The sequence below is a fragment of the Pseudarthrobacter defluvii genome (assembly GCF_030323865.1).
GTDB lineage: Bacteria > Actinomycetota > Actinomycetes > Actinomycetales > Micrococcaceae > Arthrobacter > Arthrobacter sedimenti.
The window spans coordinates 126389-140175 of record NZ_CP066362.1; the positions used below are offsets into that span (position 1 = coordinate 126389).

14 protein-coding genes are annotated in these 13787 nt (G+C 67.5%); 6 read left to right on the plus strand and 8 right to left on the minus strand.

Annotation, left to right across the window (positions count from 1 at the left end):
• Window positions 1-18: 18 nt before the first annotated feature.
• Window positions 19-1008 carry a LacI family DNA-binding transcriptional regulator gene (locus tag JCQ34_RS00620; protein ID WP_376978701.1) on the minus strand — a complete coding sequence of 330 codons (990 nt, stop codon included), beginning with the start codon at window positions 1006-1008 and terminating at the stop codon, window positions 19-21.
• 219 nt (window positions 1009-1227) lie between these two features.
• Here JCQ34_RS00620 and JCQ34_RS00625 point away from each other — a divergent pair, with 219 nt between their 5' ends.
• The 3 genes from JCQ34_RS00625 to JCQ34_RS00635 are packed head-to-tail and all read left to right on the plus strand — an operon-like array spanning window position 1228 to window position 4724.
• The gene (locus tag JCQ34_RS00625; RefSeq protein WP_286400818.1) at window positions 1228-2334 is read left to right on the plus strand and encodes a nucleoside hydrolase; all 1107 of its coding nucleotides are present in this window, start codon (window positions 1228-1230) and stop codon (window positions 2332-2334) included.
• Entirely contained in the window at window positions 2335-3765 is a 1431-nt protein-coding gene (locus JCQ34_RS00630; protein WP_286400820.1) for an MFS transporter, read from the plus strand.
• On the plus strand, window positions 3762-4724 hold the full coding sequence (locus JCQ34_RS00635; protein ID WP_286400821.1) for a ribokinase: 963 nt from the start codon (window positions 3762-3764) through the stop codon (window positions 4722-4724). Before JCQ34_RS00630 ends, JCQ34_RS00635 begins: the two co-directional genes overlap by 4 nt.
• A 70-nt stretch (window positions 4725-4794) precedes the next feature.
• Here JCQ34_RS00635 and JCQ34_RS00640 read toward each other — a convergent pair whose 3' ends face one another.
• The 4 genes from JCQ34_RS00640 to JCQ34_RS00655 all read right to left on the minus strand — a co-directional run bounded on the left by JCQ34_RS00640 (window position 4795) and on the right by JCQ34_RS00655 (window position 7632).
• The gene (locus JCQ34_RS00640) at window positions 4795-5535 is read right to left on the minus strand and encodes an SDR family NAD(P)-dependent oxidoreductase (protein ID WP_286400822.1); all 741 of its coding nucleotides are present in this window, start codon (window positions 5533-5535) and stop codon (window positions 4795-4797) included.
• 65 nt (window positions 5536-5600) lie between these two features.
• Entirely contained in the window at window positions 5601-5834 is a 234-nt protein-coding gene (locus JCQ34_RS00645; RefSeq protein WP_286400823.1) for a hypothetical protein, read from the minus strand.
• Window positions 5835-5925: 91 nt separating this feature from the next.
• A complete protein-coding gene (locus JCQ34_RS00650) occupies window positions 5926-6891 on the minus strand; it encodes a hypothetical protein (RefSeq protein WP_286400825.1) in 966 nt (321 codons plus the stop codon).
• Window positions 6892-6984: 93 nt separating this feature from the next.
• Entirely contained in the window at window positions 6985-7632 is a 648-nt protein-coding gene (locus JCQ34_RS00655) for a cyclodeaminase/cyclohydrolase family protein (RefSeq protein WP_286400827.1), read from the minus strand.
• 133 nt (window positions 7633-7765) lie between these two features.
• Here JCQ34_RS00655 and JCQ34_RS00660 point away from each other — a divergent pair, with 133 nt between their 5' ends.
• Together JCQ34_RS00660 and JCQ34_RS00665 are read left to right on the plus strand one after the other, a co-directional pair.
• Window positions 7766-8557, plus strand: coding sequence for an alpha/beta hydrolase (locus JCQ34_RS00660; protein ID WP_286400829.1), 792 nt, complete (start codon window positions 7766-7768; stop codon window positions 8555-8557).
• 15 nt (window positions 8558-8572) lie between these two features.
• Window positions 8573-9541, plus strand: coding sequence for a carbohydrate kinase family protein (locus JCQ34_RS00665; RefSeq protein ID WP_286404710.1), 969 nt, complete (start codon window positions 8573-8575; stop codon window positions 9539-9541).
• Window positions 9542-9588: 47 nt separating this feature from the next.
• Here JCQ34_RS00665 and JCQ34_RS00670 read toward each other — a convergent pair whose 3' ends face one another.
• Both JCQ34_RS00670 and JCQ34_RS00675 read right to left on the minus strand, forming a co-directional pair.
• Complete coding sequence (locus JCQ34_RS00670; RefSeq protein WP_286400830.1) at window positions 9589-10371, minus strand: matrixin family metalloprotease; 783 nt, start codon at window positions 10369-10371, stop codon at window positions 9589-9591.
• Window positions 10372-10786: 415 nt separating this feature from the next.
• Window positions 10787-11965, minus strand: coding sequence for an ABC transporter substrate-binding protein (locus JCQ34_RS00675; protein WP_286400831.1), 1179 nt, complete (start codon window positions 11963-11965; stop codon window positions 10787-10789).
• 289 nt (window positions 11966-12254) lie between these two features.
• On the opposite strand from JCQ34_RS00675, the gene JCQ34_RS00680 reads away from it, so the two are divergent.
• On the plus strand, window positions 12255-12401 hold the full coding sequence (locus JCQ34_RS00680) for a lmo0937 family membrane protein (protein WP_142131759.1): 147 nt from the start codon (window positions 12255-12257) through the stop codon (window positions 12399-12401).
• Window positions 12402-12484: 83 nt separating this feature from the next.
• Here the strand turns inward: JCQ34_RS00680 and JCQ34_RS00685 are convergent, their stop codons facing one another.
• Complete coding sequence (locus tag JCQ34_RS00685) at window positions 12485-13765, minus strand: Y-family DNA polymerase (RefSeq protein ID WP_286404713.1); 1281 nt, start codon at window positions 13763-13765, stop codon at window positions 12485-12487.
• Window positions 13766-13787 lie beyond the last annotated feature (22 nt).

Here is a 13787-nt window from a genome sequence, read left to right on the forward strand (position 1 = left end):
CGGAGCCTTTGGGACTCCCTACGTTTCGGCAGGCGACGTGGAACCGCGCACCACCAGGGAGCTCTCCAGCGTCAGCTCCTCCTGCTCCAGCGCCTGGCCCTCCATCAGCCGGCGCAGCTGCTCCCCGGCTTTGAGGCCCAGAAGGGCCGCCGGCAGGTGGACGCTGGTCAGGCCCGGGCTGCTGGTGGCAGAATACGGCAGGTCGTCGAACCCGGCTACCGCCAGCTCCTCCGGGATCCGCACTCCGGCCACACGTGCTTCCTGCAGCACCCCATAGGCGTGCGTATCGGTGGCGCAGACGACGGCGGTCACCCCCTCGCGCTGCCAGTCCGGCCATGCTGCGGCGAAGGCGGCCGCGGCCTCGCCGACGTCGATGGTGGTGGCGGGCATGTGGTCCGCATCCACCGACATGCCCCGGGCTGCCGCCTCGGCGAGGAACGCCTCCCGGCGGATGGTGAAGGTTTCCGTTCCGGTGACGCTGTCCAGGTAGGCAACCCGCCGATGGCCCGCGTCGGCCAGGTGGGCGGCCAGCTCCCGCGCACCCTGGGCGACGTCAAGGTTGACGGCCGGCGCAACGGATTCCAGGCCGGGCGCGTCCAGCAGGACCAGCGGCCCGGCCACCGAGAGGTCGGCCAGGAAGCCGGCGTTCGGTGCGTCCACCAAGAGCCCGGCGGGACGAAGGGACATGAGCTTCCGGACGTCGTCGGCCTTGGGAAATTCGCCGGAGTCCGTGACCGAGAGCAGCAGCTGGTAACTGGGTCCCAGGGATTCGCGCACGCCGCCGATCACCTTGGCGAAGAACGGGTTGGAAATGTCCGGCGCCACCAGGATCACGATGGAACTGACGCCTTTGGCCAACGAGCTGCCGATCCCATCCACCACGTAGCCCAGCTCGGTGATGGCCTCCCGCACGCGGGAAATGTTGTCCTCGGAAACGCGGCCTGCCGTTTTGCCGTTGGCCACCAGGGACACGGTGGCCACCGACACCCCGGCCCGTGCGGCGACCATCGCCGCCGTCACCCGGCGCGGCCGGGCCCGCTGCTGCACCTGTTCCCCGGAATCCATACTTCGATCCTAGTCGGCCCCGCATGCGTCCAGAGCAGGCAAGGCGTCAAGCGTTTGACGTGCGGCAATGCCGAGAGCACGTTAAGCGTTTGACGTAGACCACAAAACCCTGCCATGATCGCTCCCGGAAGACAGAAACCCCTGCCCGCAAGGCAGGCCCCAATGACGTGGAGAACCATCGTGGAACCAAATCCGCAAGCGAACCAGCACGAGCCCAGGAAGATCATCCTGGACTGCGACCCCGGCCATGATGACGCCGTCGCCCTGCTGCTGGCACACGGCAACCCCAACATCGAACTGCTGGCCGTCACCACGGTGGTGGGCAACCAGACCCTCGAGAAAGTCACCCGCAACGCCCTGGCCGTCGGCACCATCGCCGGCATCACCGGCGTCCCCTTCGCCGCCGGCTGCCCGCGCCCCCTGGTCCGCAGCATTGAAACCGCGCCGGACATCCACGGCGATTCCGGCATGGACGGCCCCGCCCTGCCCGAGTCCACCATCGAACTGGACCCGCGCCACGCCGTCGACCTCATCATCGACACCGTCATGGCACACGAGCCCGGAACCGTCACCCTGGTCCCCACCGCCGGCCTGACCAACATCGCCCTGGCCGCCCGCAAGGAACCGCGCATCGTGGAACGCGTCAAGGAAGTGGTCCTCATGGGCGGCGGCTACCACGTGGGCAACTGGAGCGCCGTGGCCGAGTTCAACATCATCATCGACCCCGAGGCCGCCCACATCGTCTTCAACGAGAAATGGCCCGTGGTCATGGTCGGACTGGACCTCACCCACCAGGCGCTGGCCACCCCGGACGTGGTGGAGAAGATCGCCGCCATCGGCACCGGCCCCGCCAAGTTCGTCACCGAGCTGATGGACTTCTTCGCCCACACCTACAAGGACGCCCAGGGCTTCGACTTCCCGCCCGTCCACGATCCCTGCGCCGTGGCGTACGTGATCGACCCCAGCATCGTCAGTACCCGCAAGGTCCCCGTGAACATCGAACTGACGGGCACGCTCACCCTGGGCATGACCGTGGCCGACTTCCGCGCCCCCGCGCCGGCCGACTGCCACACCAGCGTGGCCGTGGACCTGGACCACGCACGGTTCTGGGAGCTGGTCACCGACGCGCTGGTCCGGATCGGCGAGCCGGGCGCCAACGCCAACACGGACGACGCCGGCAGCCACCAAGGTGCAGACCGCACCCAAGCCGACGCGGCCGACGTCGTACGCCCGGAAAGTGCCCACCTCACCGCCGGAGGGGTCAAGTAAATGACCACCGCAACCCTGAGTGAAACCAAGACCGGCCGCGGCAATATCGCCGCCCTCATGACCGCGCTGCTGGCCGCCTGCGTGGCGTTCCAGCTCAACGCCTCCATGCTCAGCCCCGCCCTGGTGACCATGGGCGAGGAACTCAAGGCGGACCAGGCCGTCATCGGCCTCTCGCAGACGTGGTTCTTCACCGCCGCCGCCCTGTTCTCCCTGTTCCTGCCGCGCCTTAGCGACATCGTGGGCCGCAAGAAGGTCCTGGTGGGCATGATGCTGCTCATGGCCGTGGGCTCCGTGATCGCGGCGCTCGCCCCGGACATCACGTGGCTCTTCGTGGGCCGCATCATCCAGGGCGTCAGCGGACCCACCGTCCCGCTCTGCCTCATCATGCTGCGCTCCGCCGTCAGCAACCCGCGCAAGTACGGCACGCTGATGGGCCTTATTACTGCAGTCAACGGCGGCGTGGCCGGTGTGGACTCCTTCGTGGGCGGCTACTTCGCCGAGCACTACGGCTTCCGCAGCATCTTCTGGCTGATGGTGGTCCTCGCCGTCGCCGCGACAGCCCTCATCATGTTCCTCGCTTCCGAAAGCAAGCCCGCCGCAGGAACCCGCATGGACTGGCTGGGCGTGTTCTTCATCGTGGTGGCCGTGGGCGCCCTGCTGACCGCCCTGAACGAAGGCTCCAAGCTGGTGGCCGGCTTCGACTCCGGCACGCTGATGCTGAGCCTGGCCCTGGTGGTCGTTTCCGCCCTAGCGTTCCTCGCCTTCTGGCGCACGGAACAGCGGGCCGCCCAGCCCATGGTGGAAACCGTCCACCTGCGCCAGCGCTCCACCTGGGCCCCGCTCCTCACCACCACCCTGACCATGACCGGCATCTTCGCCGTCATCAACGGCATCGTGCCCGCCTACGTGCAGGCTGCCTCGCCGGGCTTCGGAGTCGGTCCCACCGAGATGTCGCTGATCATCCTCACCCCGTACGCCCTGCTCGGCTGGGTGGTGGGACCGCTGAGCGGCAAGCTCGCACCTGTGCTTGGCTACACCAAGGTTCTGCGCATCGGCCTGCTTGGCAGCATCGCCGCGCTCGCCGTCATCGCGTTCCTTGGCCTGCACAGCCTGCCGATGATGATCGCCGGCACGGTCTTGCTGGGCATCATGTACGCCGGTACGGTCAACATCATGCTCAACGGACTCGGCGTTGTCCTCTCGCCCGCCGGCAACCCCGGCTTCCTGCCCGGCATGAACGCCGGCGCCTTCAACCTGGGTGCGGGCCTGAGCTTCCTCATCCTGCCGGCCGTGCTGGTGGCGACGTCGGCACTCGGCGATGCGACGGCGTCGTACCTCACCGTCGTGGTGGTCGGCCTGGCGCTGACCGTCGCCGCGTTCGCCGCCTCGCTGCTGATCCCCAAGCCGGTTGAGGCTGAGGTGGCCGCATGAGTGCCGCGGCTTCCGGCGCCGGCCGGATCGTCGTCGTCGGTTCCCTGAACGCCGACCTCACCATCTACTGCGACCGCCTCCCGCAGCCCGGCGAGACCGTCCAGGGCAACGGCTTCGCCGTGAACCCCGGCGGCAAGAGCGCCAACCAGGCCGTTGCCGCGGCCCGGTTGGGCGGGCACGTCAGCCTGGTGGGCGCCGTGGGGGAGGACGCCAACGGCGCCATGCTTGAGGCCTCCGTGGCCGGGGCCGGCGTGGATGTGGGGCACGTGCGGACGTCTGCCGAGCCCACCGGTGTTGCCGTCATTGCCGTGGATGCCCGCGGCGAGAACAACATCATCATCTCGGCCGGTGCCAACGGCACCCTGTCGCCGAAGGACGTGGCGGATGCGGCGGACGTCCTGGAGGGGGCCGCCGTGGTGAGCCTCTGCCTGGAGGTCAGCATGGACACGGTGCTCGCCGCAGCGCAGGCAGGGCACGACGCCGGCGCGCAGGTTTTGCTGAACCTCTCGCCGTACGCGGAGATCCCGTCAGCCCTGGCCGGGTTGGCGGACATCCTGCTGGTGAACGCGCACGAGGCCGCGCTGTTCCTGCGTTCTTCGGTTCCCGGTGCCGGTGCTGCTGCCTCTGAGTGGGATGCGGTGCGGTCTCGGTTCTCTGAGAGGGGGATCCACCAGGTCCTGGTGACGCTGGGTGCGAACGGTTCGGTGGTGCTGGACTCGCTGGCTCCTGCTGGCTCCCGCGTGGCTTTCGTCCAGCCGACCCAGGTGCACGCCGTGGATACCACCGGCGCCGGCGATGCCTTCACCGGGGCTGTTGCTGTCCGCCTCGCGGCGGGCGATGGGCTTGCCGATGCCGCCGCGTTCGCCTCCGTTGCCGCGGCTTTGGCGACCACCCGCAAAGGCACCCAGGCGGCGTATCCGGAGGCGGCCGACGTCGAACGCCGCCTCCGCACGTCCTAAACACCATCGATTGCTGAGTACTTGTCGTTTTCACGCTCGAGAACGACAAGTACTCAGCAATCGATGAGGGTTAGCCCCGCGCTTCCAGGGTGACCCCGGTGTGCTCCGCGAGCTGCGCCAGCAGCGCGTCCTGGAATTCGGGGTCGTTCGCCGCGGGATGCGGGGTCTGCCGGCGCTGGTGGTACCAGTAGCCGCCGCTGGCCAGGGCCGCCGGATCATCACTGGTGGCCAGCCATTCCTGCGTGCGGTGGCCCAGTTCCAGGTTGTCCGGCGCCGACCGGCCGCCCATCCGGGTGGGCACCCAGCCGGGATCCACCGCATTGCTGGCGACGTTCGGCACAAGCCGTGCCACCGCTGCCGACAGCGCAGTGACCTGCAGCTTCGTGGTGGAGTAGGAGGCCGTCGTCGTCCGCCCGGTCCAGTCCAGGCCGTCCAGGCCGGTGTCGCCGCCGCGGTGCATTCCGCTGCTCAGGTAGATGAGCCGGCGGGGACCGGGAATGAGGGCCGTCAAGAGGTAAGGTGCCACCACGTTTACTGGCAGCAGCGCGGCGCCATTCAGCACCCCGGCGTTATGGATGACGGCGTCAATGCCGCCGATCCCGTTGACCTGGTCCGCGGTCTCCCGGACTTCCTCCTCCACCGCCAGGTCCCCGACGACGCACTGCGCCCCGCGGTCCAGCAGGTGCTGGACCGCGGGGATCCGGCGGGAGGACCGGGCGTGCACGATTACCTCGTGGCCGTCCTTTAAGAGCGAGGCGGCGGCGGCCCGGCCCAGCCCGTCCGTGGATCCGGTGATGAAGACGCGTGCCATGCGGGACCTCCCTGGTTTATGCGTGTTGTCCCTACGCTACTTCTGCTGGCCTCCCTTGGGTGCACTCAGCGGCGCTTGCGCCCCAGGACCAGCGCCAGCAGTCCTCCAAAGGCAAGAAACAGCAGGCCCACTATCAACAGGCCGGTGTTCATGCCCGTGTTGGCCAGCGTCGCCGAAGTGGAAGAGTAGCCAGCTGACACTGGGGCAGCGGCTGCGTTGGCGGCGGCACCGCCAAAGGTCACGAGGCCGCCTGCGAAAGCGGTAGCGAGCAAGTATCTGCGGAAGTTGCGACGGGTCATGGGAAGTTCTCCTGAAAGTTGGATTGGGCCTGCTGCTCAGCCCGGGAATTGGCGCGTCCCCCGCGTGAAATGGACGCGGGCACGGCCTGAACTAGTCAGGGGAAGAGCCGGTGTCGAAGGACACCGGGGCGGGGGCTGTAAGTGAATGGCCCGGAACGGCGGCCATGCCAACCGCTGGGACCGGGAAGTGGTGTGAGCTGATCCAGCCAGCATCCGCCGGCCCGTTGCCGCCGGATGGGCCGCTTCCGCCTAGCGCAGCACCTGGCACGGCAGGCGGCACTTCCGACGGCGCGCGGAACGGGGCGTCGTCCGGACCGGCCTCGGAAAGCACCGGCGTTGCGGCTCCGGGCTTCATCTGCAGGCGGCTTTTCGCGCCGAGGTTTTGCGACACAGCACCGGACTGCGCGGGATTCGTCACGCCCTGAGAGGTCGTCGGCAGTTCAGCAACTGGGGGAGGGCCAGGCGCGGGCTCCGGAGCAGAAGCCGCGCTGACATCCGTGGCGACAGGAAGGACTGCCTGAGGCTCTGCTAGCGGTGGAACCACGGGCAGGACAACAGCGTTGACCACCGGTTCAAGGACCGGTTCAAGGACGGGGTCCAGGGGTTCCAGGACCGTACCGGCCAAGGGAACAGCAGCCCCCACCGTCCCGCCGACGACGCCGTCCACGGCACCCACCGCAGGATCCACCACGGCCGCGACAGCTCCCGTGGGCACAAGCCCGTTGACCACAGGAACAGACTGCACAGCGTTGTCGGCCAAGCCGGAGACCTCCTCCGCGGCTGGGCGGAGGGATGGCGCCGGGATCAGCGAAGCAGCAGTGGAAGCGGGGGCCGTGGCCGTCTCGCCGTCCAGCCCTGCCTGCACCGGTTCCAGCTCATCTTTGGCCTGATGGGTGAGCTTGGCGGCGGCAGAATCCACAGCCTTCGGAAGCAAATCGCGGGACGGTGAGGAGTCGGCGGACGCGCCCGCCGCTGACAGGGCAATCCAGGCTGCTGTTGCCGCCACGACGAGCAGGAGGGGCCGGAGGAACGCCCAGGCACTGCCTTTGGACTTCACTTGATACCCCTCCCCACAGGTGCGCTTCGGCAAGCGATGCTGTTCACCATAAGCACAGGTCAGACGGCAAGTCCAAATGCCGAGTCGCCAGCGTCAGATGGCATCCGTAGGGGCGGCACGATGATCAACGGCGGTGGACAGTTCGTCAATCCGGTCCATGGCGGCGTTGAGTTCTTGGACCGCGGCCCACAGGTCAGGGTGTTGCTCCCGAACCTGTTCCAGGCTGGTGCCGGCGGACCGGAGCGAGCCGAGGTCGAAGCTGACATTGGTGCGGGCCCCGGCCAGCGCGGCGCGGAGGGCACCGAACGCGACGACGACATCCGCCACCAGCGCACGGTTGCCCTTGGTTGCCAACCAGGCGAGGTCGTCGATGGCTTCGATGGCACGCTCGCCCAGGACAGCGGATGCCGCCGCAGCTTCCACTGAAGCGCGGCGGATTGCTTCGTCCCGTTCCTCGCCGGGTCCCAGCCGGAAGGCGGCACCGAACGCTTTGGAAGCGGAGGCATCTTCATCTGCCAGCCGAAGGGCTTCCTGGCGCAGCGCCTGGGCGCGCTCCCGGATCCTGGCCGGCTCGCCGCCGTCGTCCCCGCTGTAGCCGGCAACCATCGACGTCAGCGAAGCCGCCACCGCGAGCATCAGGCCCGTGCCCGCCCCTCCGCCGGGTGATCCCGTGGACTCCGCCAGCGCCCGCGTCCATTCCTCCACAGTCGACCCCTGCGTGGTCACTTCAGGTTTTTCCATGTCAGGAATCGTGCCCACAAAGCTGCGCGGCTAAACGGAAGAAGGCGCACAGTGCGTTCTGGCCCAGTTTCGACGGTGCTGCCCCCGGAAAGCCGCGGCGTCGTGCCGATGGCGGCAGCTAAAGTGGGCCAGTGTGACGCACCGCCACCGCTATGACTACGGCCAGGACCCCAGCCAGTGGGGTGAACTGTTCCTCCCCGACCTTCCACCCGGCGGGAAACACCGGGGCGTCGTGGTGGTGATCCACGGCGGCTACTGGCGCCCGCAGTATGGGGCAGAACTGGGGGAGCCACTGGCACAGGACATGGCTGACCATGGCATGGCCGCCTGGAACCTTGAATACCGGAGGGCCGGCAACGGTGGGGGGTGGCCGGGCACTTTCCAGGACATCCTGGCGGGCATCGACAAGCTTCGCGCGCTCGCGGAACCGCACTCACTGGACCTCAGCAAAGTGGTGGCGCTGGGCCACTCGGCCGGCGGCCACCTGGCGGTGTGGGCCGCGGGGAGGGAGCGGCTGCGCGGGCTTGGGGCGGAGGATGGCCTGCAGGTGGAGAACGACGGCGTCCGCCTCACCGGGGTGGTGAGTCAGTCCGGCGTCCTCAACCTGGCCGAGGCCGAGCGCCTGAACCTCAGCAACGGAGCCGTGGCCAACCTGCTCGGCGGCCCGTCGTCGGGCTTCCCCGAACGGCACCGCATGGCAGACCCCATGGCCGCGCTGCCGCTGGGCGTGCCCGTCTACGCCGTCCACGCCACGGAGGATGTGGACGTGCCGCTGAGCATGTCCGCCACCTACGTGGATGCGGGCCGTTCCGGACCCGTTCCGGCGGAGCTGGTCATGGTGCCGGGCGACCACTTCGCCCTGATCGATGTCAGCGCCGAGGCCTATGTGACGTGCCGGGACCTTGTGGGCCGCCTGCTCCGCTGACATGAACTGCTGACGCTGCCCTCTTTCTGGCAGAGTATGACCATGCTCACAGTGATCGGCGAAGGCCTTGTTGACGTTGTCCAGCGCGCCACCGGAATCCAGGCCCACGTGGGCGGCAGCCCGCTCAACGTTGCGGTGGGCCTGGCCCGGCTGGACCATCCGGTGCAGTTCATCGGCCGCTACGGAAGGGACGCCTACGGCGACTCGGTGGCCGCGCACCTGCGCGCCAGTTCAGTGATGCTGCCGGTGCCCCCGGACGACCTGCCGACCAGCGTGGCCACCGCATTGATTGACGACGACGGCGCCGCCACCTACACGTTCGACCTCGCCTGGGACCTCCCCGGCATTGCCGACCGGCTCGGCTTCATGCTGCAGGGCACCACGCTGCTGCACACCGGTTCCATCGCGACGATGCTGAAGCCGGGCGCCACCGAGGTGCTCGCCGCCGTCGAACACGCCCACCCGTCCGCAACGATCAGCTTCGATCCCAACTGCCGGCCGAGCATCATCACGGACGTGGACTACGCCCGGCGGCAGGCGGAGAAGTTCGTGGTGCTCTCCGATGTGGTCAAGGCGTCCGACGAGGACCTGGCCTGGCTGTATCCCGGGCAGGATGTGCTGGATTCGGCGCGCCAGTGGCTGGCGCTCGGCGGGGAGGAGGGGCCCGCGATGGTGGTCGTCACCCGTGGCGCGGAGGGCCCGTGGGGCGTGTGCCGGGCCGGCGAAGTATCCGTGCCTGCGCCAAAAGTGGACGTTGCGGACACCGTCGGAGCGGGGGATTCGTTCATGGCGGCGCTGCTGTCCGGCCTGGTGGACCGGGAGCTGGATGGAGCCCAGAACCGGCAGGACCTGCGGGCCCTGCCGGTTGAGGGATTGGCCGAACTCCTGGAGCACGCCGCAAGGGCCGCCGCCGTCACCGTGTCCCGGCCGGGGGCCAACCCGCCCACGCGCGCTGAGCTGCACGGGGCTGAAAAAGAGGGCTAAGCCGGTGGGGAGCAGTCGATGGGGTTCCTCCGCGGGCAGCAGTCCTCCTAGAGCTGCGGCACGCAGGGTCCCGCTCCCAGCAGTGCAAGCCCTGCGCGGTCGCCGGCTGCGAAGTCCTGCACGCCCTTGTTCTCGGCATACATGAGCTGGCTTGGATCGTTCGCGTGGGCCAGGCCCAGCACGTGCCCGAGCTCGTGCATGATGATGGCCCGCACTTCCGCGGCGCCATCCGGCCTGCTGGCCATGATGCCGGCGAGGTCGGGGGCGTCCAGGCTGATCTGGCCGGCGGCGAGGACCAGCGGTTGTCCAGGGGCTGTTGCATAGCCGCTACCGCCGAGGCCTGCGACGTTGCCGGCGAGTTCAGGGGTTTCCGCGGGCGACGACCAAGCGATCAGCACCGGTGCCCAGCGCTTCCCGTAGCGCTCAGGCTGGAAAGCTTGACGTTGATCTGCCGGCGCTTCCGTAGTGGTTCCGTCGTAGACAAACTGCAGGCCGGAGGCGCGGGAAACGGCTGCCACCGCTTCGTTGATCAGCCCATCCCCACCCGGCAAGGCATTGTCCGGCCGAACAACGTAATGCACGGGGCGGCACGGATCGTACGCCACTAATGTCTGTCCCGCCTTGGGCGATTCCTGCAGCACGAATGCCGTTGAACCGGTGCTGGCCGGCGGCTTGCCCAAGGGTGACGGGGCGGCCTCCACGCCTGGCGGCGGCACCTTGGCGCCGGGCAGGTACGGGGCAGTGACTGGGAGGACCGCGCGGTCAAAGAACGTCGGCGTGAAGTACAGGCAGACCACGACGGCGATCCCCAGCATGGTCCGGAACTGCACCGACCGCTTGGGCCGGCGCTGTTGCTTCCGGGGCCGGCGCCCGAACTTCCGCAGGTCAGGCGGGGAAGGTTCAGGAGTGCGCCAAGGCGCCGGCGGCTCGGCCTTTCCCAAAGCCTCATCGATGGCCCACTGCGGGACCCGTCCGCTGGCAGAACGCCGGACGTTCGGCGGGAGAAAGCCGCCTGACTTATCCGGCAACGAATCCCTGTTTGTCCCAAAACCGTGCACCGGCGTCCCCCAATCCTTGGCCGCCCGCCGCAGGGCAACCCCCTCAGCCTAGTGGCGGGCTTCCCACTCCGGGCTCAGGAAATACGAAGGATTTCCGCAAAAAGGCTCCCATGAGAAATCGATTGCTCCGTAGATGCCGTTTTGGACGCTCAAAAGGACATTTACGGAGCAATCGATGTGGGTGGGGCTACTCCTTTCCGAGCCCTGCAGCTGACGTCTTCTCGTTCGAGACGCCGTTGAGCGCGCGCAGGTCGAAGATGCCGCTGATGTCGGCCTGCTTGGTGGTGCCGGCAGTCACGCCGTCGGCCAGGAGTTTCCCGTAGGTATCGGCCAGCGGGTCCACGGTGAACACGATGTTCTTCAGCGAGCGGTCGATGACGTCGGGCTTGAGCTCCGCGCCGGCGGCTTCCTTCAGTGCGGCGTTGATGACGGTGGCCTTCTCTCCAGCGGATGCAGAGCTAAGCCACTCAACGGACTTCACGTGGCCCTTCAGCAGCGCCTTGACGGTGTCCGGGTGGTCGGCGGCGAACTTTTGGTTCACGATCAGGATGGTGGTGGGGAACTCCCCCGGCTTGCCGGACAGCGAGCCGTCCCACAGGTCCTTCTCATCCACCAGCACCTTGGCTCCGGCGGTCAGCACCAAACGTGATGCCCACGGCTCAGGCAACCACGCGCCATCGAGCTTTCCGTCCTGGAACAGCTTGAGGGTCTGGGCATTCTCCGTCGGGTTGATGGCGACGTCACCGCTGCCGTCCACGTTCGTCTTGTAACCCTGGCTTGAAAGCCAGGCACGGAGGGCCACGTCCTGCGTGCCGCCTAGCTGCGGTGAAGCCAGGGTCTTGCCCTTCAGGTCGGCAGCGGAGCTGATGCCCGGCTTGACCACCAGCTGAGCGCCGCCGGCAGCAGCCCCGGCAATGATGTTCACGGATTGTCCCTGGCTTTTGACGAACGAGTTGATGGCCGGGTTGGGTCCGATGTAGGTGGCGTCGATGGCGCCGGCATTCAGCGCCTCGATGGCTGCAGGGCCGGCGTTGAAGACCTGGGTGCTGAGTTTGGTGCTGCCGAGTTCATCGGCGATGAAGCCCTTGCTGACGCCCACCAGGGCAGGCGCGTGCGTGACGTTGCCGAAGTAGCCGAGCTTCAGCTCCGCAGCGGGGTTGCCGGAAGGAGCAGTCTCCTGTGATGCGACCGGGGCGGCGTTGTTGACGGCGGAGGCGACCGCGGCACCGCCGCCGATGAGCGCCAGGGCGGCGGCCGCGATGCCGATCTTCAGCCCAAGCTGGCGCTTGGGCTCGGCCGCCTGGCCGGCGACGATCCGGGTGGAACCTTGCTGGTTCCGGGGACTGTTGTCCTGCGAGTTTGCCATGGTGAAGTCCTTTGCTGGGGCGGATGCTGAGACGAGGTTACGGAGCACCCAGCGGCCCCACAATCACTGCCGTAGCAGGCGTTCACGGGGCGACGCGAACCCTCAATGCGGCGTAGCGGGGCGTCAAAATTCGACGCGGGACGTCTTGATTCGGGGCCAATACAGCAGGCCCCGGCAGCGACTGCGGTCAGCAACGGCTTTTCCTGATTGACCTGCGTTGATTCACCTGCCGTTTTGGTGGGTACGTGCCCGGCATGGGGATTTTGAAAAACTAGTCAAGGAGACTCTCATGTTGCTTTGGATCGCCATTATCATCGCCGTTCTGTGGCTTCTCGGACTGCTCGCAAACATCGGTGGCGGCCTTATCCACATTCTTTTGGTCGTCGCAGTAGTCGTCCTGATCTTCCACTTCGTCACGGCCCGGCGGCGCGTCTAGGCAGGAAACGTCCAGACAAAACCGCCCAGGCAGTAACGAGGTCCCGCCGCCGGCAATGCGCCGGCGGCGGGACCTGCTCCGTTTCAGGCCGCTTTGACCAGGGGGAGTTCGTCCCAGTGCGTGGTGTACCGGGGCGAGCGCATGTCCCGTTTCATGGTCCAGTCCAATCCGGACCTGATGCCCGCATGCCCCAACCCGATGGAGCCCCGCCCGAAGCGACGGCCCACGTCCTCAAGCAGGGGCCCGATGCCGCGTTCCTCATGCCGGTTTTCGAACGGCTCCAGCGGCGGCTGGTTTCCCGTAGGCCGCAGGTCTGTGAGCATAAGACCCGCCTTGGCATACTTCAGCCCTTCGCGGATGTGGGGCAACAGGGCGTGCGCGGCCTTGGTGAGCAGCAGCGGATCCGCCGTGGGCATGGGCAACGAGACGCACACAGAGGGATAAGCCTGTTCGTTGACCCTGAATGGGGAAGTGGCAGCGAACGCCGTCAGGACCTTCGCCTGCAGCCCGTGCTTTGAGAGCCTGGCACTCGCCTGCTGACCGTAGATGCTGAGGACCTCACGGAGGCCGGCGGCAGTGGCTACAGGCGTGGCGAAGGAGCGGGAGAAGATCAACTGGTCGCGTCCAATCCGTTCCTCCTCCATGGGGATGCACGGTGTGCCGCGCAGTTCCAGGACGGTGCGCATCAGCACCACGGAGAATTTGTCCCGGATCATCACGGGATCCGCCCGGATCAGGTCCAGGACGGTGAAAATCCCCAAAACGTTCAACCGCTTGCTGAGCCGCCCGGCGATGCCCCAGACCTCATCCACCGGCAAACGGCCCATCAAACCCTCCCGCACGTCAGCCGGAACCGACTCCCACAGGCAGACCCCGCCAAAAGCGGGATTGTTCTTGGCCCATTTATTGCAGAGTTTTGCCAGGGTCTTGGTGGGCGCAATGCCCACACAAACGGGAACCCCCACGTTCCGCCGGACTGCCTCTTTTATCCTCCGGCCAAGGGACAGCAGCTCATCCGGGGCGCCCTTGACGCCCAGGAACGCCTCGTCGATGCTGTAAACCTCCAGCCAGGCCGAGTACCTGCCCAACAGCTCCATCACACGGGCGCTGATGTCCCCATACAGCTCGTAGTTGCTGGACTTTGCCACCAGGCCCCATTCCTTGGCCCGCGGCGCGAGCTTGAACCAGGGTTCACCGGTGTTTATGCCCAGGGCTTTCGCCTCGGGGGAACGGGTTACCGCGCAGCCGTCGTTGTTGGACAGCACCACCAGCGGGCGCCCTTCAAGGGAGGGGTCGAACGCGCGCTCGGCTGAGGCATAAAAACAGTTGACGTCCACGTGCGCGATCTGCGGCATCTGCGGCATGACGGCAGGCTTGGCCACGGCA

Coding starts and splice junctions, on each gene's coding strand:
- JCQ34_RS00620 (WP_376978701.1), bottom strand. CDS start 1,008: ATGGTCGCCGCACGGGCCGGGGTGTCGGTGGCCACCGTGTCCCTGGTG.
- JCQ34_RS00625 (WP_286400818.1), top strand. CDS start 1,228: ATGACGTGGAGAACCATCGTGGAACCAAATCCGCAAGCGAACCAGCAC.
- JCQ34_RS00630 (WP_286400820.1), top strand. CDS start 2,335: ATGACCACCGCAACCCTGAGTGAAACCAAGACCGGCCGCGGCAATATC.
- JCQ34_RS00635 (WP_286400821.1), top strand. CDS start 3,762: ATGAGTGCCGCGGCTTCCGGCGCCGGCCGGATCGTCGTCGTCGGTTCC.
- JCQ34_RS00640 (WP_286400822.1), bottom strand. CDS start 5,535: ATGGCACGCGTCTTCATCACCGGATCCACGGACGGGCTGGGCCGGGCC.
- JCQ34_RS00645 (WP_286400823.1), bottom strand. CDS start 5,834: ATGACCCGTCGCAACTTCCGCAGATACTTGCTCGCTACCGCTTTCGCA.
- JCQ34_RS00655 (WP_286400827.1), bottom strand. CDS start 7,632: ATGGAAAAACCTGAAGTGACCACGCAGGGGTCGACTGTGGAGGAATGG.
- JCQ34_RS00675 (WP_286400831.1), bottom strand. CDS start 11,965: ATGGCAAACTCGCAGGACAACAGTCCCCGGAACCAGCAAGGTTCCACC.
- JCQ34_RS00680 (WP_142131759.1), top strand. CDS start 12,255: ATGTTGCTTTGGATCGCCATTATCATCGCCGTTCTGTGGCTTCTCGGA.
- JCQ34_RS00685 (WP_286404713.1), bottom strand. CDS start 13,765: ATGCCGCAGATGCCGCAGATCGCGCACGTGGACGTCAACTGTTTTTAT.